The sequence below is a fragment of the Streptomyces sp. NBC_00582 genome, assembly GCF_036345155.1.
In the GTDB taxonomy this organism is placed as follows: Bacteria; Actinomycetota; Actinomycetes; order Streptomycetales; family Streptomycetaceae; genus Streptomyces.
Genome location: NZ_CP107772.1, coordinates 8,680,739 through 8,701,055, shown reverse-complemented (window position 1 = coordinate 8,701,055; position 20,317 = coordinate 8,680,739). Strand labels below are relative to the sequence as shown.

General features: G+C 69.0%; 20 protein-coding genes and 1 pseudogene. 10 read left to right on the top strand and 11 right to left on the bottom strand.

The annotated features are described in order from the left end of the window. Positions 1-15: 15 nt before the first annotated feature. The 3 genes from OG852_RS39410 to OG852_RS39400 are packed head-to-tail and all read right to left on the bottom strand — an operon-like array spanning position 16 to position 1,951. Positions 16-696 (bottom strand): GntR family transcriptional regulator, encoded by a 681-nt coding sequence (locus OG852_RS39410; protein WP_133916366.1) that lies wholly within the window; start codon positions 694-696, stop codon positions 16-18. Positions 697-726: 30 nt separating this feature from the next. Then, positions 727-1,704: a PDR/VanB family oxidoreductase gene (locus tag OG852_RS39405; RefSeq protein WP_330350378.1), complete on the bottom strand. Its 978-nt coding sequence runs from the start codon at positions 1,702-1,704 to the stop codon at positions 727-729. Between the two features lie 10 nt (positions 1,705-1,714). Then, on the bottom strand, positions 1,715-1,951 hold the full coding sequence (locus OG852_RS39400; protein WP_330350377.1) for a type II toxin-antitoxin system HicB family antitoxin: 237 nt from the start codon (positions 1,949-1,951) through the stop codon (positions 1,715-1,717). 109 nt (positions 1,952-2,060) lie between these two features. Here OG852_RS39400 and OG852_RS39395 point away from each other — a divergent pair, with 109 nt between their 5' ends. The 3 genes from OG852_RS39395 to OG852_RS39385 are packed head-to-tail and all read left to right on the top strand — an operon-like array spanning position 2,061 to position 5,106. Continuing rightward, positions 2,061-3,401, top strand: coding sequence for a Rieske 2Fe-2S domain-containing protein (locus tag OG852_RS39395; protein ID WP_330350376.1), 1,341 nt, complete (start codon positions 2,061-2,063; stop codon positions 3,399-3,401). A 41-nt stretch (positions 3,402-3,442) separates the two neighbouring features. Next, positions 3,443-4,210, top strand: coding sequence for an SDR family NAD(P)-dependent oxidoreductase (locus OG852_RS39390; RefSeq protein ID WP_330350375.1), 768 nt, complete (start codon positions 3,443-3,445; stop codon positions 4,208-4,210). A gap of 14 nt (positions 4,211-4,224) precedes the next feature. Next, complete coding sequence (locus tag OG852_RS39385) at positions 4,225-5,106, top strand: alpha/beta fold hydrolase (RefSeq protein WP_330350374.1); 882 nt, start codon at positions 4,225-4,227, stop codon at positions 5,104-5,106. Here OG852_RS39385 and OG852_RS39380 read toward each other — a convergent pair. From OG852_RS39380 to OG852_RS39360, 5 genes are all read right to left on the bottom strand, one after another. Then, complete coding sequence (locus OG852_RS39380; protein ID WP_330350373.1) at positions 5,086-6,237, bottom strand: NAD(P)/FAD-dependent oxidoreductase; 1,152 nt, start codon at positions 6,235-6,237, stop codon at positions 5,086-5,088. The genes OG852_RS39385 and OG852_RS39380 overlap by 21 nt on opposite strands. After that, positions 6,234-6,428: a ferredoxin gene (locus tag OG852_RS39375; RefSeq protein WP_330350372.1), complete on the bottom strand. Its 195-nt coding sequence runs from the start codon at positions 6,426-6,428 to the stop codon at positions 6,234-6,236. Before OG852_RS39375 ends, OG852_RS39380 begins: the two co-directional genes overlap by 4 nt. A gap of 1 nt (position 6,429) precedes the next feature. Beyond that, positions 6,430-7,626, bottom strand: a complete 1,197-nt coding sequence (locus OG852_RS39370; protein ID WP_330350371.1) for a cytochrome P450 — start codon at positions 7,624-7,626, stop codon at positions 6,430-6,432. A 156-nt stretch (positions 7,627-7,782) separates the two neighbouring features. Further along, entirely contained in the window at positions 7,783-8,217 is a 435-nt protein-coding gene (locus OG852_RS39365; protein ID WP_330350370.1) for a DUF3237 domain-containing protein, read from the bottom strand. 27 nt (positions 8,218-8,244) lie between these two features. Further along, on the bottom strand, positions 8,245-9,186 hold the full coding sequence (locus OG852_RS39360) for a VOC family protein (RefSeq protein ID WP_330350369.1): 942 nt from the start codon (positions 9,184-9,186) through the stop codon (positions 8,245-8,247). Positions 9,187-9,512: 326 nt separating this feature from the next. Here OG852_RS39360 and OG852_RS39355 point away from each other — a divergent pair, with 326 nt between their 5' ends. Beyond that, positions 9,513-10,700 carry an acyl-CoA dehydrogenase family protein gene (locus OG852_RS39355; RefSeq protein WP_330350368.1) on the top strand — a complete coding sequence of 396 codons (1,188 nt, stop codon included), beginning with the start codon at positions 9,513-9,515 and terminating at the stop codon, positions 10,698-10,700. A 435-nt stretch (positions 10,701-11,135) separates the two neighbouring features. Here OG852_RS39355 and OG852_RS39350 read toward each other — a convergent pair whose 3' ends face one another. Next, positions 11,136-12,875 (bottom strand): sodium/solute symporter, encoded by a 1,740-nt coding sequence (locus OG852_RS39350; protein WP_330350367.1) that lies wholly within the window; start codon positions 12,873-12,875, stop codon positions 11,136-11,138. A 643-nt stretch (positions 12,876-13,518) separates the two neighbouring features. Next, positions 13,519-13,821: pseudogene (locus OG852_RS39345) on the bottom strand (helix-turn-helix domain-containing protein); the annotation flags it as partial. Positions 13,822-13,848: 27 nt separating this feature from the next. On the opposite strand from OG852_RS39345, the gene OG852_RS39340 reads away from it, so the two are divergent. The 3 genes from OG852_RS39340 (at position 13,849) to OG852_RS39330 (ending at position 15,255) form a co-directional block, all read left to right on the top strand. Further along, positions 13,849-14,073, top strand: coding sequence for a hypothetical protein (locus OG852_RS39340; protein ID WP_133916378.1), 225 nt, complete (start codon positions 13,849-13,851; stop codon positions 14,071-14,073). A gap of 64 nt (positions 14,074-14,137) precedes the next feature. Continuing rightward, entirely contained in the window at positions 14,138-14,632 is a 495-nt protein-coding gene (locus OG852_RS39335) for a cupin domain-containing protein (protein ID WP_330350366.1), read from the top strand. 32 nt (positions 14,633-14,664) lie between these two features. Continuing rightward, entirely contained in the window at positions 14,665-15,255 is a 591-nt protein-coding gene (locus OG852_RS39330) for a carboxymuconolactone decarboxylase family protein (protein WP_330350365.1), read from the top strand. 23 nt (positions 15,256-15,278) lie between these two features. Here OG852_RS39330 and OG852_RS39325 read toward each other — a convergent pair whose 3' ends face one another. After that, a complete protein-coding gene (locus OG852_RS39325; RefSeq protein ID WP_330350364.1) occupies positions 15,279-16,259 on the bottom strand; it encodes a LysR family transcriptional regulator in 981 nt (326 codons plus the stop codon). Positions 16,260-16,662: 403 nt separating this feature from the next. On the opposite strand from OG852_RS39325, the gene OG852_RS39320 reads away from it, so the two are divergent. The 3 genes from OG852_RS39320 to OG852_RS39310 all read left to right on the top strand — a co-directional run bounded on the left by OG852_RS39320 (position 16,663) and on the right by OG852_RS39310 (position 20,284). After that, positions 16,663-18,132: an aldehyde dehydrogenase family protein gene (locus OG852_RS39320; protein ID WP_330350363.1), complete on the top strand. Its 1,470-nt coding sequence runs from the start codon at positions 16,663-16,665 to the stop codon at positions 18,130-18,132. A 74-nt stretch (positions 18,133-18,206) separates the two neighbouring features. Then, entirely contained in the window at positions 18,207-18,749 is a 543-nt protein-coding gene (locus OG852_RS39315; RefSeq protein WP_133916383.1) for a flavin reductase family protein, read from the top strand. Between the two features lie 98 nt (positions 18,750-18,847). Continuing rightward, positions 18,848-20,284, top strand: a complete 1,437-nt coding sequence (locus tag OG852_RS39310; protein WP_443064672.1) for an NAD-dependent succinate-semialdehyde dehydrogenase — start codon at positions 18,848-18,850, stop codon at positions 20,282-20,284. The last annotated feature ends 33 nt before the right edge of the window (positions 20,285-20,317 follow it).

Sequence of the window (20,317 nt, the reverse complement as noted above, 5' to 3'; positions counted from 1 at the left end):
ACGGTAGCTACGGCATCAGGCGGTCGGTACGGATCGTGCCACCGGCTCCTCCGCCCCGCCCCGCGCGCGTCGCATACCGCGCAGGGTGGGGCGTTGCAGCAACTCGGCCAGGGCGTCACGGTCCTGTGCCCCAAGCGCGTCGATGACCTCCTGGAAGCGCAGATCGACACCTCGTGGGGCCGCCATCACGTCGTAGTTGAGCGCCCGGTACGCGGCCGTTCTGATCCAGAGTCGCTCGATCTCGGCCACGATGAGTTTGCGCGGACACAGCCGGTAGATCTCCAGGAAGAACTCCGCCACCGCCTGCATCGCGAAGTCCGGGCGGCCGGCGTCGGCCGCCGACTCGATCTCGTGGGCCCGCCTCCGCAGGTCGGCCAGCGTGTCCGCCTCGGGCCAGACGAGGGTGCGGATCGCCTCCAGTTCCAGCAGGTGGCGCATCGTGTAGAGCTGGTCCATCTCGTCGGTGCTGAATTTCGTGACGAAATATCCCTGGTTCAGGCCGTGCACGAGCAGGCCCTCGTTGCTGAGGATCTCCAGGGCCTCCCGGACCGGGGGCCGGCTGACCCCGCACCGCTCGGCCCACACCTGCTGCCGGACCTGCTCGCCGGGTGCCAGCTCACCGGAGAGGATCGCGGCCCGTACGCTGTCGAGCACCTTGGCCGTGGTGCGGCTGGCGGGACGGGCGAAGGTAACCATGAACCCGATCCTACTGAGCGTCCCACCACCTCAGACGTCGAGCACGAGCCGAGGACTCCGGGCGCGCGACACACAGATCATCATCGTCGTGTTCTCCGCTCGTTCCTCGTCGGTCAGCAGCAGGTCCCGGTGCTCGGGAACCCCGTCCAGCACGGCCGTCTCGCACGAGCCGCACACCCCCTCCTCGCACTGCGAGGTCTGGGCCACCCCTGCCTCGGCCAGCGCGGCGAGGATGCTCTGGTCCGCCTTGACCTCGACGTCGGTCTCGGAACGTGCGCACCGCACGAGGAACGGCCGGTCACCGGAGCTGTCCACCTCGACGCCGCGGAACCGTTCGGTGCGCAGTGCGGCGGACGTCGCCGCCAGCCCCTGCTCCAACGCGTCGAGCAGACGGGCCGGGCCACAGGCGTACACCCGGGCTCCCGCCGGGAGCTCGCGGGCCACCTGGTCGACGTCGAGGTGGTGCCCCGTGTCGGAGGGGTACAGCTCGACGCGCCCCGTGTACGCGGCCAACTCGCCGAGGAAAGCCATGGACTCCCGGCTGCGTCCCGCGTAGTGCAGCTTCCACGGCACCCCCGACTCCTCGGCCACGGCGAGCATCGGCAGGAGCGGAGTGATCCCGATGCCGCCCGCGACGAAGACGACCGGCCCCGGACCCTCGTAGGGGAAGTGGTTGCGCAACTCGGTGACGCGCAGACGGGTACCGGCCGCGGCCTCGTCGTGGAGCCACCGCGACCCGCCCCGCGACGCGGGCTCGCGCAGTACCGCAATCCTCCAGGCCGGGTCCGACGGACGGCCGCACAGCGAGTACTGCCGCCGCAGCCCGCCGTTCACCTCCACCTCGCAGTGGGCACCGGGCAGCCAGGGCGGCAGCGGCAGCCCGTCCTCCGCCCGCAGCGTCAAGGACACGACCCCGTCGGCCTCTTCGACGTGCTCCGCCACCACCAGCCACCGTTCCACGGACACCGTGCTCGGCCGGTCCGATCCGGCAAGCGTCAGTTCGGACATGTCATCCCCCTCAGACCGGAAGAGCGGCTCGTGGTGTCGGCACCGGGAGTCCGGCGGACCGGCGCCCGTTCAGCCAGGCCTCGCGGCGCCGTTCGACCTCGTCCAGCGCCTCGAACACGTCTCGCCGCTCCGCGACGCACCCGGGCAGTTCCGGGTACTCCAGCCGGCACACCCACTCCCCGGACTCGGTGCGGCGTGTGGACACGTCCAGCACGTAGGGCACAGCCGGCACGTCCTGCTCTTCCATCGGACTTCACCTCTCTCGTTCGCGTCGCGACGTTGACACTACCAAGCAGTGTCTTCAATATTGAAGACATTCATCGAGGACACTTTCCGCCATCGAAAGGACCCGCACAGTGCTGAAGGAAACGGACAACGACGCCCTCTGCCGCGTCGGCCCCGGCACGCCCATGGGCAACCTCATGCGCGAGTACTGGGTACCTGTGGCTCTCGCCTCCGAGCTCGTCTCCGGCGGCGCCCCGGTGCGCATCCTCGTCCTAGGCGAGCGCCTCATCGGCTTCCGCAGCCGCGGCGGAAAGCCGGGGCTGATCGCGGAGAACTGTCCGCACCGCGGGGCGTCGCTGTTCTTCGCCCGCAACGAGGCGACCGGAGAGGAGGAGGGACTGCGCTGCGTCTACCACGGCTGGAAGTTCGCCCCCGACGGCACCTGCCTCGACATGCCGAACGAACCCGTCGAGAGCAACTTCAAGGACCGCGTACGCGCTCGCACCTACCCGTGCCGCGAGGCGGGCGGACTGGTGTGGGCCTATCTCGGTCCCCGAGAGACGCCCCCGCCGATGCCCGGGTTCGAGTGGTTCGACGACACCGACACGCCCGTGGAGTCGTGGGCGTTCCAGCGCGAGTGCAACTGGCTGCAGTCACTCGAAGGCGACATCGACACCAGTCACTTCGGTTTCCTGCACGTCGGACACGCGGATGCCGAGGACGCCCCCGAGGGCAGCTTCCTGCGTTACACCATCGAGGACCGCGCACCCCGCTACAAGGTCCTGGACACCGGGTACGGCGCCACCTACGGCGCCTACCGCAACGCCGGCTCCCCGGAGAAGACCTACTGGCGGTTCGCCCACTTCCTCTTCCCCTTCTTCACGATGATCCCCACCGGTGTCCTCGGTACCAAGTGCGGTTTCCGGGCCTGGGTCCCCATGGACGACACCCACACCATGGCGTTCCACAGCGAGCCGCAGGGCGTGCGGCACGCGGCTCCCGCCACCCAGGGCCTCGGCATCACGACACGGGAGAAGGAGGCCTGGGCCACCCTGCCGAACACCCCCGACTGGTACGGGCGTTTCCGGCTCGCCCCCAACAAGCACAACGACTACTTCATCGACCGCGACGCGCAGCTGCGCGGGGACAGCTTCACCGGCATCACCGGCGTGACGGTCGAGGACCAGGCCATCACCGAGAGCATGGGCGGCATCGTCGACCGCACCCACGAGCACCTGGGCAGCGCGGACGTCATGGTCATCCGCGTCCGGCGCCGGATGCTGCGCGCGATCGCCGCCCTGCGCGACAAGGGGACCACCCCGCCCGGCCTCGACGATCCGACGGTCTACCGGCAGCGCTCGGGCGGAATCGTCCTGCCCGCGGACGCGGACTGGCTGGAGGCCACGGAGGAACTCCGGTCCGGCGCCGGACTGAACCGCGAACTCGACCCCACCGTCGCAGGCGGCGCGTGAACCCGCGCGGCTCTCGGTCCAGGACTTCGAAGGAGAAGGCCGTGGGTGAACTCGAAGGAAAGAGAATTCTGGTCGCGGGGGGCGCTGCGGGGATCGGTGCGGCAACGGCCCGCCGCCTGGGAGCGGAGGGTGCGAAGGTCTTCCTGGGCGACATCGACCTCGTCGGGGCGAAGACGGTGGCACAGGAGATCTCCGAGGCCGGCGGAACCGCGCGAGCGGAGCGCTTCGACCTCCTCGACCCGAGCTCGATCGAATCCCTCGTGGCCGACGCCGTCGCCGCTTTCGGAGGACTTGACGGAGTCGCCAACATCGCCGCCGACACATCGATCGCCACCATGAGCAACGACAGACCTCTGGTCGACATGGACCTCGCCAACTGGGAGAGGACGCTGCGCGCGAACCTCACCAGCTACGCGCTCATCAACAAGCACGCCATCCCGCACCTCATCGCCGCCGGTGGCGGTTCCATCGTCAACATGTCCTCCGACGCGGCAGACGCGGGAGAACCCCAACGCCCCGCCTACGGGGCCTCCAAGGCCGGCATCAACGCCCTCACCCGTCACATCGCCGCCGTCTACGGCCCCCACGGCGTTCGGGCCAACGCGCTCAGCCCCGGCCTCGTGCTCAGTGAGCAGGCCGAGGCGTTCATCAGTGACGAGATCAAGGCGATGACCCTCGCCAAGAGTCCGATCAAGAGGCTCGGCAGGCCCAGCGACGTCGCTCAGCTGATCTCCTTCCTCCTCAGCGACGACGCCGACTGGGTCACCGGCCAGGTATGGCACATCAACGGCGGACTCAGGTTCCACTAGGGAGAAACAAGCGCATGTTGTCCTCGATCGAAATCCACGGCGGACAGGTCGTCTACGACCTCATCGGGCCGACGGACGGCACCCCTGTCGTTCTCACACCCGGCGGTCGCTTCGACATGAACATCCCCGGGCTGCGGCCCCTCGCCGAGCGACTGGTCGCCGAGGGCATGCGAGTGCTGCTCTGGGACCGGCCCAACTCCGGTTCCTCGGACGTCCAGTTCTGGGGCAGGTCCGAGTCGCACATGCGGGCGGAGGTACTGAGCGAACTGCTACGACGGCTCGACCTCGCGCCGGCCGTGCTCGCCGGCGGTTCCAGCGGCGCGCGGGACTCCCTCATCACCGTGATCGAGCACCCGGAAGTGGCATCCGGACTCGTCATGTGGAACGTCTCCGGCGGAAACTTCGCCTTGTTGCGCCTCGGCGGCCTGTACATCATCAACCCGCTGGTGGCCCTCAACGAGAAGGGGGTTGACGGACTGGCCGAACTGCCTCACTGGCGCGGGCTCATCGAGACCAAGCCCGGCAATCTGGACCGGTTGCGGGAACTGGGCCCCGGCAGCTTGCGCGAGGTCCTGATGCGCTGGCTGGACGCCTACGTGCCCAAGCCGGGACAGACGATCCCCGGTCTGCTCGACCAGGAGCTGGAGGGGATCACCACCCCGACTCTGATCATCCGCGGGGGTGAGCGCGACCTCGACCACCCGAAGCGCACCTCCCTGGAAGTGGGATGCCTGATCCGCGGATCAGTGGTCGCCGACCCGCCGTGGCCGGAGGACGCGTGGGAGCGGCACGTCGAGGCAGCCGCGCGCGGCAAGGGCCACGTCTTCGACTACTGGCCACTGGCGGCGCCCTTGATCACGGAATTCGTGCGGAAGTCACTCACCGACAGCGACTGAGCCCGGCGGCGCCGACTCGGCGGCGGGCACTCCGCCTCCCAGTCGCTTGAGTTTGACGACTGGGAGGCGGTGGTTGACGGCGACGGCGGTGGCCGTGCCGTCGCCGTGGCGCCATCTCAGCAGCGCACTTCGCTCGGCCACGGAGCCGGCGAGGACCTCCGGGGTTCCGGTGAGCGGCAGTTCGCCGCTGATCTTGATGTCCAGGCCGGACTGTTCGGTCCAGAAGTACGGGTCCGGACGGTAAGGCCGTGCCGACACGCCCCGCAGCAGGCTCGCCGCGGCCGCTCGGCCCTGCTCGACGGCGTTGGTCCAGTGGGGAGTTCGCCGCCCCTCCCGGGATACGACGTCCCCGGCGGCGACCACGCCCGGAGCGACCCGGCAGCACGCGTCGGCGACGAGCCCGCCGCCGGCGTCCAGGGGAAGGCCGGAGTCCCGCAGCCAGTCGGTGTTCGGCACGTCACCCACGGCGCAGACGACGACATCGGCCTCCAGGACCGACTCGCCGCAGCGCACACGGTGTCCGTCGACCACCGTGAGGCCGTCCGGCGCGACCCGGACCCGTATGCCGTGATCACGCGCTGCCGCGACCGCGAGGTCGGCCAGCCACGGTCCGAGCAGCCTGAGCAGCGGCGGGACGAGGTCGACCACGGTGACCTCCATGCCCAGGGCTCGGCAGGTCGTGGCGACCTCCATGCCGAGGAACCCGCCGCCCAGCACGATGGCGCTGCGGGCGGCGGCCAGCCGGGAGCCGAGGGCCACGGCATCGTCCAGGGTGCGCACCACGAGGTCGTCGCCGCCGGTCAGGCGGCGTGCCCTGGCACCGGTGGCGACGACCAGCCCGTCGTACGGCACCCGAGTGCCGTCTGCCAGAGTCACCGCCCGGCCGCGGACGTCCAGCCGTACGGCCCGCGCCCCGGCGTGGAACTCGATGTCCTCGCCCGGCGCGGGCAGCAGGGCCGACTTTGCGGACTCCCGGCCGGCGAGGACGCCCTTGGAAAGCGGGACGCGCGAGTAGGGCTGGTGAGGTTCGTCCGACAGGACGGTCACCTGTCCGAGGAACCCCTCCGCCCGCAGACTCTGCGCCGCCGTCAGCGCGGCGATGGACCCTCCCACCACGGCGATCCGTCTCACGGCTGGATCCTCAACGCCGCGACGGGGCACACCCGTACGGCGGCGGCGACGACTCCCTGCTGCTCCGCGGCCACCTCCTCGTGGGTCAGGTGCAGTTCGCCCTCGTCGTCGAGCCGGAACACCTCGGGAGCGGTCTGCTCGCACAGGCCGTGTCCCTCGCAACGGTCGTGGTCGACCAGGATCCGGGTCATGTCACCGTCCTTGTGTGCGCACCGTGACGGGGAGCGAGGCAAGTCCCCGAGTGACGTTGTTGAGCTTGCGGACCGGCTCGCCGGCGAGCTCGACCGACGAGACCTGCCGAACCAGCGCGCCGAGAACCGCGTGGGCTTCCATGCGGGCCAGCCCCTGGCCCGCGCAGCCGTGGACGCCGTAGCCGAGGGCGACATGGTCGACCGGGTTGCGCCGGACGAGGAACTCCTCGGGGCGCTCCCACTTGCGGTCGTCGCGGTTGGCCGAGGCGAACGACAGCAGGACCTTGGTGTCGGCCGGGACGGTGACGCCCTCGATGTCCACCGGCTGGGTGGTGCGCCGGAAGAAGCCCTGGGCGGGCGACTCCAGCCGTAGCGACTCCTCGAAAGCCGAGCCGAGCAGGGACGGATCGGCGCGCAGCTCCTGGTAGGACTGCGGATGCCGGGCGAAGAGCAGGATCGTGTTGCCGATCGCGTTGATCGTGGTGTCCATGCCCGCGACGACGTAGGCGCCCAGCAGCGGAATCACGGAGGACGCCTCGATGTCACCTCGGTCCGCGGCCTCGTAGACGGCGGCGGCCCAGCCGTCCGGACGAAGGTTGTCCCGCACCATGACGGTCGTGAGGTACTCGGACAGCTGGGCCGCCATGGGCAGGGAGGCCGCCGTGCGGCCGTTGAACGGGCCGAAGCTGTTGAACGCCCCGTCCGCGAAGGTCAGCAGCGGGTCCCGGGCGTCCTCCGGCAGTCCGATCAGGTCGGCGACCACGGTGACCGGGAACAGCGCGGCCAGGTCCGTGACGGCGTCGAAGCTGCCCCTTACCACCGTGTCCGCGACCATGTCGTCGGCGATGGCGGCGATCCGGGTGCGCAGCTTCGCCAGGGCTTTGGGAGCGAGCTTCTCCGACAGAACCGCCCGCAACCGGGTGTGGTCCGGTGGGTCACTGGCCAGCACCGAGCCCTTCTGCCGCACGTTGAACTGGTCCTCGTAGCCCACGCCATGTGCCGAGGAGAAGCGTTCATGGTCGGCCAGGGCGGCGCGGACATGCTCGTAGCGCGGCAGGACCCAGGCGTCGTAGGCCGTGAGCCGGACCGCCGGGCCGGCATCGCGCAGCTCGCGCAGCGCGGGATACGGGTCGTGCAGTACGTCATCGGCGAACAGGTCGACGCCGGACGTCGGCAAGGGCAGGGACGCATGCTTCAAGGTCGACTCTCCTTCGAGTCGCCGGCGAGCGTGCGCGTCCGGCAACTCCGACGCCCTGGCGTCTCCTGCTTCGGACCGTGCGCTCGCTGAGGGATGGGGATAGTGGACGTTCCCGCCGGATGCGGGAACTCAGCGCATGCCGAGGGCGGCGCTTGCTCAGAGCACTTCGTGGATCTGGTAGTTGACCTGGCCGTCGCCGAAGGTGCCGTGGCCGACGGCGAGTACGCCGTTGAGCCACTGGTAGGGCTCGGCTGCGGTCTCGAAGAGGGGTGCGGTGCGCCAGTAGACGCCGGGCTTGCCGTCGGCGCTCTGCATCGGGCGGACCAGTCCGCGGTAGGACATGAGGATGTGGTGGTCGTCGGTGGTCTTGATGATGGCCTGGACGTTGAGTTCGCGGGTGCCGTCGGTGCGGCCCACGACCTTGTCGCCGCCGACGGGGAGGACCTCGCCCTGCACGCGGGGTCCCGAGACGGTGCCGCCGATCGCGTGCTGGAAGGCGATCTCGCCGTACGGTGTCCGGCCGAGATCGATGCCCTCGCCCATGGTGACGGTCATGTCGAACAGGAACCTGAGTTCCGGCTGCTGCCCCATCGCTGATACCTCCTGGTGAGTCACTGGTCAGACCGGCGGGGCGACGAAGGCGCCGTGGTCGGGGTCGTTGAAGCCGTGCCTGCCGAGGTCTTCCTCCATCGGGTTGTTGGCCGTGCCCCACTGGTCCATGACGTCCGGCTCGGTGGGGTCGTAGATGTGCGGGTGCCAGGTGTCCTCGTCCAGCTGCTCCAGCTCAGTGGTGTACTCGACCATGTTTCCCTGGGGGTCGATGAAGTAGCTGAACGTGTTGTCGCCGGCGGCATGACGCCCCGGGCCCCACAGCTTGCGGACCCCCGCCCTCAGGAGCCGTCCCGTGCCGCGCATGTACTCGTCCAGACCGCGCATCTCGAAGGAGATGTGCTGCAGGGACAGATGCGGCCCCCGGGCGACGGCCATCGAGTGGTGCTGCGCGTTCACGCGCATGAAGTGCATCATGTCGCCGCGCTGCGGGTGGCTGATGGTGTCGGAGAGCTGGAAGCCGAGGTGCCGGGCGTACCAGTCCCGCGTGCGGTTCGGGTCCGTCGAGTTGACCACCACGTGGGACAGACGCACCGGGATCGACTCGCGTTCTTCGATCCTGCGGTGCCTACGGGGAGCCACGTCGGCGGAGACCTCGATGGTGCGCCCGTCGACGTCGAAGAACCGGAAGCCGTAGCCCCCGCCCGGGGTGTCCTGCCGCCCCGGTTCGGTGATCAGCTGAACGCCGTCGGCGATCAGCTTTTCGGCGAGCGCGTCCACGTCCGTCGTGGTCGCGGCGCCGTAGGAGATCAGGTCCAGGCGCTTCTCGTCCGCGCTGCGCAGACGGACGATGTACTGCTCCGGACTGCCCTCCGCGGCCAGGAAGGAGATACCGGAGTCCTCGGCGACCTTGGTCAGCCCCCAGACCCCGGAGTAGAAGTCGAGCTCCTTGTCGTAGTCCGGCACGGCTAGGTCCACGTGCCGCAGATGGGTGAGGAGGCGGTCGGTCATGGTCGTCCTTCGCTGATCGACGGCTGGGCTGTTCTGGAGCGGGTGCCGGCGACGGCTCCCTGGGCGCGCTGTGCGCGGCCTGCCGCGCCCGCGCCCACACTGTTCCAGCCGGAATACGAATGCAGAAACGACTTCTCTGCATACCGCGTATGGAAGGTTTTTATGGTTCGCCACGGCCCCTACGCATTCCAGAAAGCAATTCCAGGTATCACCGATCGTCAGCACTGTCGGAGCGTTTTCGTGAATATGGTGGGCGCCCTACGAGGTAATCCATGGTCAAGGAGGCCCAATGCCGAGCCGCTTTCCTCTTGAGTCGGGGGTGCTCCATGTCTGAGCAGGCAGTGAGCACGAGCCCCGGCGTGCAGACCGCCGACGAGCTGATCGCTCGCGCCGAGGAACTGGTTCCGGTCCTGGCCGAGCGGGCCGCTCGCGCCGAGGAGGAGCGCCGTGTCCCGGACGAGTCGGTCCGTGATCTGATCGACGCCGGCCTGATCCGGGTGGCCACTCCGGCGGCCTACGGGGGCCACGGCGTGGACGTCGACACGCTCTTCGAGGTCGGCTGGCGCCTTGCCCAGGGCTGCGGAGCCACCGGATGGTTCTACACCGTCACCCAGAGCCACAACTGGATGATGGGCATGGCGAGCAAGGAGGCCCAGGACGAGTATTTCCAGTCACCCGACGTCATCTGTTCCTCGGCCTACGCCCCGAGCGGAAAGACCGAGAGCACCAAGGGCGGCTGGCTGATCTCCGGCCGGTGGCCGTTCTCCAGCGGTGTCGACCACGCCGAGTGGGCCTTCCTGGGCGCCATCGACCCCAACAGCAGGCGTCCGGTCTACCTTCTGGTGCCACGCAGCGACTTCGGCGTACTCGACGACTGGTACCCCGCCGGCCTCAAGGGCACCGGAAGCAAGAGCGTGGTCATCGACAAGCCGGTGTTCGTGCCGGAACACCGGGCCATCTGGCCGGGGTCCACCAACCTTGAGGCCCGCGACCTTCACGACCGGGCCTCCTACGCTCTGCCGCAGGCCCAGATCCTGCCGACCGTGCTCGCCACACCGCTCATCGGCCTCGCCCAGGGGGCCGTGGAGGAGTACACGCGGCTGACGAAGACCCGGGTCTTCCAGCTCGGCCCCCACAGAAAGGCGGCGGCCGAGACCGCGGGCCCGCACTTCCGGATCACCGAATCCGCCGCGGAAGCGGACGCGGCCGTCGCCATGTTCCGTGCCGACCTGCGGGAACTGCTGGAGTTCGGGGCCCGCGGCGAAACCCTGAGCGACATCGACCGCGCCCGCTACCGGCGCAACCACTGCTACACCGCCAAGCTGGCCGTGAGCGCGGTCAACCGCCTCTACGACGCGGCCGGGGCGAGCGCCATCCTCACCCCGAGCCCGCTGGCGCGGATACACCGCGACGTCAACGCGGGATCCCACCAACTGGCCCTGCAATGGGACAACGTCTCGGAGCTCTACGGGCGGATCCGGCTCGGGATGGAGCCGCCGGCCGGCCTGTGGTGACAGCCGCAAGCAACGGGTGGGCGCGTCAGCGATCGCGTCCACCCGCCGCTCGACGGCAATGGGCAGCGGATGGTGGCGCCGAGGTCCAGGACCAGGCCCGGTAGGTCGCGTCCGTCCGGTCGCGCAGCAGGGGCAAATCCGCCATCGACCGCCGACGGCGGCCAGGACCGCGAGATCCACCGCGATACCGTCGGGGCCGTGCCCGGTACCAGCCGGCCGCAGCGACGCAGTGCGTCCGCGACGGCCAGCCGCAACCGGGCAGGGCTCGCGCAGAAAGTGCCTTCCTGCTGTGATGAAAGAGGCTCTCGACAAGCCCGTCATCCAGCTCAGAAGGCACTTTCGCTTTTCCGATCAAGACTCGGACACCGCCGCGAGTCAATTCCATGAAGCAGCGACGCCCTCACAGTCGGTCTGCCACGGGAGGGCCGGCTGTCGCTAGTTTTTTTGTTCCTCCTCGGCACCGATGAGCAGGAGCGTCTCGGCCCCGACGCGACGTCGCTCGTCAGCGGGGGTGGTACGCGAACGTCCCATGCGACTGCCCAGCAAGCCCAGGAGGAAGCCGACGGGAATGGACACCAGACCAGGGGTCCGGAGCGGGAACCAGGCGAAGTCCGAGTGCGTGAAGATCGCCTCCGGACCGCCGGACACCGAGGGCGCGGAGACCGCAAGGGTGAGAGCGACCGCCGTCCCTCCGTAGATCGCCCACAGCAGTCCGGTGCGGTTGAACCCACGCCAGTAGAGGCTGTACACCAGCGCGGGCAGAACCGAAGACGCAGCGAGCCCCGTGACGAGTTGAGCGCCGACGGCCACAGGGAGACCCTGCAGGGCAGCCGCGATGATGATGCCGAAAGAGCCGAGCACGATGACCGAGACGCGGGCCGCCGGAACCTCCCCGATTCTCGCGGTCTTCCCGTGCCGTATGGCGTGGACGTAGATGTCGCGGCTCACCGACGAGGCCGCCGCGACGGTGGTGCCCCCCACCACCGAGAGCACGGTGAGGAATGCCGCGCAGGCCACAGCGGTGAAGAGCAGGTTCCCGGACACGCTGCTGGAACCGCCCAGCAGGGAATGGGAGATGAGCAAGAGCGCGGCATCACCCCCACCGGCGCGGCTGATCGAGGCTCCGCCTACGACAGCCGCGGCCCCGAGTCCGAGGAGGACGAGCATCAGGCACACAGCGGCCACGATGAGGGCGGCGTTACGCACGGAGCGTCGGGCGGTGGCACCGTCCGGGGTCGTGTGCATGCGCAGAAGGACATGCGGCATGCAGGCAGTTCCCAGAACCAGCACCAGTTGCAGTCCGAACATGTCGAGCCGGCTTTCGGCGCCGCGTCCCATAAGGTTCCCCGGCTGCAGATACTCATCGTGCTGTCCGCTGCCCTCGGCGGCGTGCACCAGCAAAGAATCGAGGTCGCCGTGGAAGTGAGCAGTGAGAGCCAAGGTGGCCGCAGCCAGTGAGACGAGGGTGACCACGGCGCTGAGGACCTGCACCAGGGTCAGGCCCTTCATCCCGCCGAGCATGGCGCACAGGATCACAAGTCCACCGAGCATCACGGTACAGACCTGCCTCGCGCCGATCGACGGCAGACCGAGCAGTTGGGCCGTGATGCTGCCGGCGTTGTTGAGTTGGATGACCAAGAACGGGAACGTGACGACGAGAGTCGCCACGCCACCCGCGATCCGCGGCGCGCTGCCGGGGCCTCGCAGGGCGAAAAGGTCGCCGAGGGTGAGGGCACCGCTCTGCCCGAGCGGTCGGCCGATCAGGACCAGTACGCCGAGAGAAAGCAGTAGGCCGACGGCCAGAGTGATGCCGTCGAAGCCGGCGAGTGCCACGGCTCCGGTGACGGTCAGCAAGAGGGATGTCGCCAGGTAGGTTCCCGAGAGAGCGACGCCGTTCTTCAGAGCGGTGAGGGTGCGCGATCCCACGTGGAAGTCTGTCGTGCTCTCTTCGTCCGGGCCACCCATGGTGGTCAGGAACAGGGCCACCACGACGAACATCAGGAAGCCGACCAGTACGAAACCCTTGCCGTCGGAGTCGAAGGTGGTGATAGCGAGTGACGTCATCTCAGGTTCCTTCCGGGCCCGGAGGACGGCGTGTGGCGTTCCTGCTCGCATGTCCAGTGACCTGTGATTCAGCGAGAGCACGTCGTCCGAGCGGCTCCAGACGTTGGACACTTCGCCGTTCGTACCGGCCGATGAGCCAGAGCAACGTCAGGATCTGGATCAGGCAGAGCAGAAAGCCCGTGGTCAGAGATGTCCGCAGGACTTTGCTGCCTAGCACGCGAGCTCCCAGCAGAGCCGGTGCGGATGTCAGGAGGAAGCAGAGAAGGATGGACCCGAAGAACGCGCGATCCAGCTCTCTGGAGATCCGTCGCATCCAGGTGAGTTCCGGTCGGGTCGAGTTGGAAGCAGAGCTGCCTGGATTGTGCGACGGATAACCCGTACGCGGGGACGAGTGCAATTGGTTCCGCCTAGGTGAGTGCATGCCTCCTGGAGCTGGGCACGTACTGACAGACGGTCACTAGCGCCAACCAGAGGCTTCAACAGTGCACTGTGTTGCTCACAGCGCCCGACAAACGTTGCCGAGGAGGACGATGCCCATGCGGCACAGCCGCTCTGAGTTCCTCCGGGCGCATACCTTGCCAGCCGAGATGCCTTTTGAGGTCAGCCCGATCAATTGACGGTGGCAATGGGAAGCATTGACACTTGAAATGTGAGGCTCACAAATCCATCGCTGATGTGGGCCTGCGTCAGGGTCAGGCGGCGCTCCTCTCCGCTGCCGCCGCGAAGCTCCGGGGACGCGACGAGGGCCTGTGGCCTACAGCGGCCACCCGGTGTACGCCTCCGCGAGGTGAGCGCGGCCTGACCGTGACTCGACGACCGAGCGCAGTTCGCCGATCTGGCGCAGGCGGTCGAAGTCGCTCGCGCCGGGCTCAAGGTGGAGCATGCTCGTCATCCACCACGAGAAGTGCTGCGCCTGGCGCAGGCGCAGCGCGCGGGAGCCGCGCAGCGCCAGCTCCCACAGCCGCATACCGAGACGGACACGCTGGTCCTCGTCCCGTTCCAGCAGCCCGCACGCCACGAGGTCGGACACCATGCGGTGCACGGTGGACGACGGTAGATCCGCACGCCGTCGAACGCTTCAAGGATGCGCACGATCCGCTCGGTGACCGTCTCCCCCGACGACGAGTTCGCCATCGCCGCCTCCGCTCCTGGCCTCATCGCTCCGCACAATACGACGGCCCTCGGTGCGGAAAGAACTGCCTGGCGCATCTCACGGAATTCCCGTGAAGCCCTCACCATGAATTGCGCGCATATGTGGCATGACCGATCCGATTACCTCGGTCAAGCCGCTGAGCAGCAGAATCAATGACGGACGTCGACTTTCCAATTCTCGTACCGCTGAACCCCACCGTACAGAAGGATGTCTTTCTGCCATGAACGCACCGGAGATCCGCCGCGTGGTGACCGGGCACGACGAAACAGGCCGAGCGGTGATCGTCAGCGACGAGGTGAGCAGCGGGCCGACCCGGTTCGCGAACCTGGTGTGGACGACAGCCACCTCGCCCGCCGACAACATGGACGATGCCGACGGCGCGCTGCGCGAGGTGGGCGTGACCCTCGCGGGCGGTTCGGTGTTCAGGATCGGCCGGCTGGAGCCGGGACACCGCTCGCCGCTGCACCGCACCCTCTCGGTCGACTACGGCATCGTCCTCGAGGGCGAGGCGGTCCTCGAACTCGACGGCGGCGACCGAGTCGTGCTGGCCACCGGTGATGTCCTCATCCAGCGGGGCACGAACCACCTTTGGGCGAACGAGTCCAGCAAGCCGTGCACCGTCGCATGGGTCCTCATCGATGCCGAGCCCGTCGTCGTCGGCGGTGAGCAACTCCAGCCGATCTCAATCGAGTTGCCGCAGCCCGACCAGTCCTGACGTTTCCCGGCCTTTCGAGAGAGGACCCGACGATGGCACGAGTGAAGTACCTCGATGGCGATGACATGGCGACACCGGAGGCGAAGGCCGCATGGAGTCGCCTGGTGACCGAGCGCCCGGAGCATGCCCGCGGCGTGTTCAGGCTCACTGCCCATTCCCCCGCCGTGCTCGCCGCCTCCCTGACGTACGGGCAGGCGCTGCGTGCCGGGACCGAGATCGACGACAAGCTGCGTGAGCTGGCGGTCCTGACGGTCGGTCACGCAACCGGCGTGCAGTACCTGGTCGTCCACCACTCAGGTCTCGCATACCGCTACGGCGCGACCAGGGAGCAGCTCGCGAGCATCCCGGATTTCGAGACCTCCGACGCGTTCGACGACCGTGAGCGCGCCGTGATGCGCCTGGCGTACGAGTCGACGGTCAACGTCCGTGTCACGGACGCGGTGTGGAACGCGGCCGCCGCGTTCCTCAACGACAGGGAGATGGTCGAGTTGGTGCTCAACATCGCCTACTACAACAACGGCGTGCGCCTCATGGGCGCCTTCGACGTCGAGCCCGAGGAGCGGTACGTCGTCGACCCGATCGGCGCGTTCCTACTGGACACGGGCGGGACGCCGAGTTCCTGACCGCACCTACCGCGGGCCGCGTCCTACTCGATCTCCCGGGCCACGGAGACCATGGTCTCCCTCAGCCAGATGTGTGCGGGATCGTTCTCCCACACCGGGCTCCAGTACATCGTCTCCTCGAGCACGGGGAGCGGGACCGGCGGCTGGAGCACCCTGAGGCCGGCCACGTCGCGGAACCGGTTCGCGAGACGCTCGGGCAGGACTCCCACCAGGCGGGTCCCACTGACGAGGAAGGGAGCCACCGTGAAGTTCTCCATCGTCACCTCGGTGCGTGGTGCCTCGTTCTCGTCCACCGGCTGAGGATCGCCCCGCTCCGCAAGGCTGCTGGCGCGCCATACCGACCCGAGCATCGGCGATGTGGTGCTCCGCACCCGTGGCCGCGGCAGCGGTCGCGCCCGCCATGCGACGGTGAGCCGGGGCAGGGTCGCGAACTGCTCCTCCGTGAGCTCGTCGCCGACGTCCGGGTGGTCGGCGGAGACGACGCAGACGTAGCGTTCGGAGAACAGTTTCCGGGAAGGGATGCCCTCCAGATCGAACGTCGGTGCGACAACGAGGTCGACGCCGTCCTGGGTGAGCATCCTCTCGATCGTGCTGTTGAACGGAAACACCGAGATGCCGGTTCCGGGGGCCTCCTTGGCCGCGTGCTGCAACAGAGGGTGCAGCAGCATCAGCGACGTGTAGTCGGTCATCACCACGGAGAAGTGGCGCGGCTCGGTACCGGGGTCGAAATCCGGCTGGTATTCGAGCGTGCGCTCCACATGGGCCAGGATCTCGGCCACAGGCTCTTTCAGGTCTTCGGCCAGGGTCGTCAGCGCGTTCTCGCGGCCGTTGCGCACGAGCAGCTCGTCGCCGAACATCTTCCGCAGGCGGCGCAGTTCGCTGCTCATGGCCGACTGCGTCAGGCACAGTTGCTCGGCCGCCCTGGTCACGTTGCGTGTTCGCAGCAGGGCGTCCAGTGCCACGAGCAGATTGAGGTCGTACTTCCGGAGGTTTCCGCGCGGCATTGAGCGGTCCCTTCACTCGGCGCGTTCCGCAGACCGGCAGGTCAGAGGCGGTCTTCCGAGTATTGGCCCCAGGTCACCCGGTGAGAAGTGGTGCGACAGCGGCGAGCACCGGGCCAGTCTGCATGCCAGGTATTGACGAGAGTCCTTGGACACGGCCCACGGTACCTCCCGACCATGTGGGGGCGGGGGAACGGACAGCGCCCACCCCCATGGCGGCTTTCTGATCGCGGCCGGGACGGACTCTCACACCGCCACCCCGCCACCCCGCCACACCGGACGCCTCCGTAGAGCCGACGGCGTCCCGAGGCCGACCGCTGGAGCCGACCGCGTTGCCGACGAAGCCTCGGCAACGGATCGCTGCGTACGACCGCGGTGAAAGACCGCTGGGAGAGCGAGGACAACCATGACCGGAGCCACCGGGCTCGAGCAGCCGCTGCTGATCGACGGCGCGTGGGTGCAGGCCTCACACGGCCGAACGTACGTGAAGACCGACCCGTTCACCGGCGAGGCGGCGACCGACGCCGCCGCGGCGTCGGTCGCAGACGCCCAGCGCGCCGCGGAGGCAGCCCACGACGCGTTCGCGGCCTGGGCTGCGACGCCGGCCGAAGGGCGCGCCCGCCTGCTGCGCAGCGCCGCGGACCTGCTCGACAAACGGGCCCCGGACATCGCTGCCACGATGACAGCCGAATGCGGGGCAACCTTCGGCTGGGGAATGTTCAACTGCGCACTGGCGGCGGAGGTGTTCAGACACGCAGCGACGCTGGCCCATGAGGTCGACAAGGAAGTGCCGATCGAGTCCCACGTCCCGGGCCTGCGGGCGAGGGCGATCCGACGGCCGGCCGGAGTCGTGACGGGCATCGCTCCGTGGAACGCGCCGCTCATCCTGGCCGCGCGTGCCGTCGCGGCGCCCCTCGCCCTCGGCAACACCGTGGTGCTGAAGGCGTCCGAGGAGTGCCCGCGCACCCACGCGGCCATCGCCTCGGCGATCCACGACGCCGGCGTCCCCAACGGCGTGATCAACCTGATCACCAACCAGCCGGAGGACGCGCCCGGCGTCGTCGAGGCGCTGATCGCCCACCCGGCCGTGGCCCGCGTGAACTTCACCGGCTCGACCCGTGTCGGCACCCTCATCGCCCGCGCCGCCGCCACCTACCTCAAGCGCACACTCCTCGAACTCGGTGGGAAGGCGCCGTTCGTCGTCCTGGCCGACGCGGACCTGGACGAGGCCGCCGCGGCGGCGAACTTCGGCGCCTTCATGAACTCGGGCCAGATCTGCATGAGCACGGAACGCGTCGTCGTCGACCGCGCCGTCGCCTCCGCGTTCGAGGCGAAGCTCGTCGCCAGGGCCGAGGCCCTGACGGTCGGCGACCCCCGTGACCCGGACACCCAGATCGGGCCGGTGATCAACGAGGCGGCGGCCCGGCGCATCCGTGAGCTCGTGGCTGACGCGAGGGCGAAGGGTGCTCGTGTGCTGACCGGCGGCGACGCGAAGGGGCTGCTCGTGGAGCCGACCGTCGTCGCGGACGTCACGCCGGAGATGCGCCTGTACGGCGAGGAGTCCTTCGGCCCGGTCGTCACCGTGATCGCCGTCGACGGCCCGAACGAGGCCGTCCGCGTCGCCAACGACACCGAGTACGGCCTGTCCGCCGCGGTCTTCGGCCGCGATGTCGCCGCGGCCGAGAAGGTGGCGCGGCGTATCGAGTCCGGAATCTGCCACATCAACGGTGCGACCGTCCACGACGAGCCCACCATGCCCTTCGGCGGGGTCAAGCACTCCGGCTGGGGCCGCTTCGGCAGTGGCGCCGTCGTCGAGGAGTTCACCGATCTGCGCTGGCTCACCGTCCAGGACGGCAGCCGCCCCTACCCGATCTAGGCACCTCGATCGGCACACCCCTGTCAGAACGGAAGGTCGGAGCAGGGCTCCGACCGGATTGGATCCCCAACGAGATGACTGCCGACCTGTCGAATCCGGACGCCTCGGAGTTCCGTCGTGTCCTTGGACACCTGCCGACCGGGGTGACGGTCGTGACCGCCTACGCGGCCGACGGGGCCCTGGCCGGCATGGCCGCGAACTCCCTGACCTCCGTCTCGCTGGATCCTCCGCTCGTCCTGATCTGCCCGGCGAAGACCTCGACGACCTGGCCGGCGATGCGCGAGGCCGGCACCTTCTGTGTGAACGTCATGGCCAGCCACCACGAGCCGCTGTGCCGTCGCTTCGCCCAGCGTGGCGCCGACCGCTTCGCGGACGTCGCCTGGCACTCCCGGTCCGCCGGTCCGGGCCTCGACGACGCGCTCGCCTGGCTGGAGTGCGAGATCGTCGAGGAGTACGAGGCCGGCGACCACACCATCGTGCTCGCCGCGGTGAGCGGCATCGAAGCGGCGACGGCCGGCGGCCCGCTGGTCTTCTTCAAGGGGCAGTACGGGACGTTCGCCTCCGCGGACGACGGCGCGTGCCGGCCGCACGCGCACGCCGTACCGCACGCGTCCTGACCCGCAAGCCACAAGAGACCAGGAGCTCTCCCATGTCCCTCACCGAAACGTCCCCGACCAAGGACGCGTACGCGAGCGCTGCCGCCGAACAGGCCGTGCTGGATGCCGTTCCCCGGCAGTTGTTCATCGCCGGTGGCTGGGTCGACGCGGCGGGCGGTGGCACGCTTCCCGTGGAGGACCCGGCGACCGGCGAGAGGCTGGCCGAGGTCGCCGACGCGACGGTGGATGACGCGATGGCCGCCCTGGCCGCCGCCGACCAGGCGTTTCCCACGTTCCGGACGCTCGCGCCGCGCGAGCGGGGCGACATCCTGCGCCGCGCGTATGAGGTGATGACGGACCGCTGCGAGGAACTGGCGCTGCTGATGACGCTGGAGATGGGCAAGCCGCTGGCCGAGGCGCGCGCCGAGGTCTCCTACGCGGCGGCCTTCTTCCGCTGGTACGCCGAGGAGGCGGTGCGGATCAGCGGTCGCTACACGGTCAACGAGTCGGGCACCGGCCGGGTGCTGACCATGAAGCAGCCGGTGGGCCCCTGCCTGTTCATCACCCCCTGGAACTTCCCGCTGGCCATGGGCACGCGCAAGATCGGCCCCGCGATCGCGGCAGGCTGCACCGTGGTGATCAAACCGGCCAGGCAGACACCGCTGTCGATGCTCATGCTGGGCCGGATCCTCGAGGAAGCGGGACTGCCGGCCGGGGTGCTGAACATCGTCACGGCGTCGACGTCGGGCCCCGTGATGGAGCCGCTGATCCGGGACCGCCGTCTGCGCAAGCTGTCCTTCACCGGCTCCACCGAGGTCGGGCGCCTGCTCATCGAGCAGTCCGCCGAGCAGGTCCTCAAGGTGTCGATGGAACTCGGCGGCAACGCCCCCTTCCTGGTCTTCGAGGACGCCGATGTGGACGCGGCGGTGGAGGGAGCGCTGATCGCCAAGATGCGCAACGGCGGAGAGGCCTGCGTGGCGGCCAACCGGTTCTACGCCCACGAGGCCGTCGCCGACGAGTTCGCGACCAAACTGGCCGAGCGGATCGGCGCGTTCAGGGTCGGCCGCGGCACGGACGAGGGCGTGCAGCTGGGCCCGCTCATCGACGAGGCCCAGCGCACCAAGGTCGCCGGACTCGTCGCCGACGCCGTCGCCAGGGGCGCGCAGGTCCTGTGCGGCGGATCGCGTGTCGAGGGACCCGGCTACTTCTACGAGCCGACCGTGCTCGCCAAGCTCACACCGGACAGCGCCCTGGTCACGGAGGAGATCTTCGGGCCGGTCGCTCCGGTACTGACCTTCAGGACCGAGGAAGAGGCGATCACGGCCGCCAACAGCACCGAGTACGGGCTTGCCTCCTACGTCTACACCCGCGACCTCTCCCGCGCCTTCCGCGTGATGGAGTCACTGGAGACCGGCATGATCGGGCTCAACCAGGGGATGGTCTCCAACGCCGGCGCCCCCTTCGGCGGTGTGAAGCACTCGGGGCTGGGCCGCGAGGGAGGCCCGGAGGGCATCGAGGACTACTTGGAGACCAAGTACGTGGCCATGGCCGTCTGAACCGTCTGAACCTCCACCCGGTGTGAGTGTGAA

What these genes read in the sequence shown, in the direction of transcription:
- OG852_RS39410 (WP_133916366.1), bottom strand. Translation starts at nt 696, where the DNA reads ATGGTTACCTTCGCCCGTCCCGCCAGCCGCACCACGGCCAAGGTGCTC.
- OG852_RS39405 (WP_330350378.1), bottom strand. Translation starts at nt 1,704, where the DNA reads ATGTCCGAACTGACGCTTGCCGGATCGGACCGGCCGAGCACGGTGTCC.
- OG852_RS39400 (WP_330350377.1), bottom strand. Translation starts at nt 1,951, where the DNA reads ATGGAAGAGCAGGACGTGCCGGCTGTGCCCTACGTGCTGGACGTGTCC.
- OG852_RS39385 (WP_330350374.1), top strand. Translation starts at nt 4,225, where the DNA reads ATGTTGTCCTCGATCGAAATCCACGGCGGACAGGTCGTCTACGACCTC.
- OG852_RS39375 (WP_330350372.1), bottom strand. Translation starts at nt 6,428, where the DNA reads ATGACCCGGATCCTGGTCGACCACGACCGTTGCGAGGGACACGGCCTG.
- OG852_RS39365 (WP_330350370.1), bottom strand. Translation starts at nt 8,217, where the DNA reads ATGGGGCAGCAGCCGGAACTCAGGTTCCTGTTCGACATGACCGTCACC.
- OG852_RS39360 (WP_330350369.1), bottom strand. Translation starts at nt 9,186, where the DNA reads ATGACCGACCGCCTCCTCACCCATCTGCGGCACGTGGACCTAGCCGTG.
- OG852_RS39355 (WP_330350368.1), top strand. Translation starts at nt 9,513, where the DNA reads ATGTCTGAGCAGGCAGTGAGCACGAGCCCCGGCGTGCAGACCGCCGAC.
- OG852_RS39340 (WP_133916378.1), top strand. Translation starts at nt 13,849, where the DNA reads ATGCGCACGATCCGCTCGGTGACCGTCTCCCCCGACGACGAGTTCGCC.
- OG852_RS39335 (WP_330350366.1), top strand. Translation starts at nt 14,138, where the DNA reads ATGAACGCACCGGAGATCCGCCGCGTGGTGACCGGGCACGACGAAACA.
- OG852_RS39330 (WP_330350365.1), top strand. Translation starts at nt 14,665, where the DNA reads ATGGCACGAGTGAAGTACCTCGATGGCGATGACATGGCGACACCGGAG.
- OG852_RS39325 (WP_330350364.1), bottom strand. Translation starts at nt 16,259, where the DNA reads ATGCCGCGCGGAAACCTCCGGAAGTACGACCTCAATCTGCTCGTGGCA.
- OG852_RS39320 (WP_330350363.1), top strand. Translation starts at nt 16,663, where the DNA reads ATGACCGGAGCCACCGGGCTCGAGCAGCCGCTGCTGATCGACGGCGCG.
- OG852_RS39315 (WP_133916383.1), top strand. Translation starts at nt 18,207, where the DNA reads ATGACTGCCGACCTGTCGAATCCGGACGCCTCGGAGTTCCGTCGTGTC.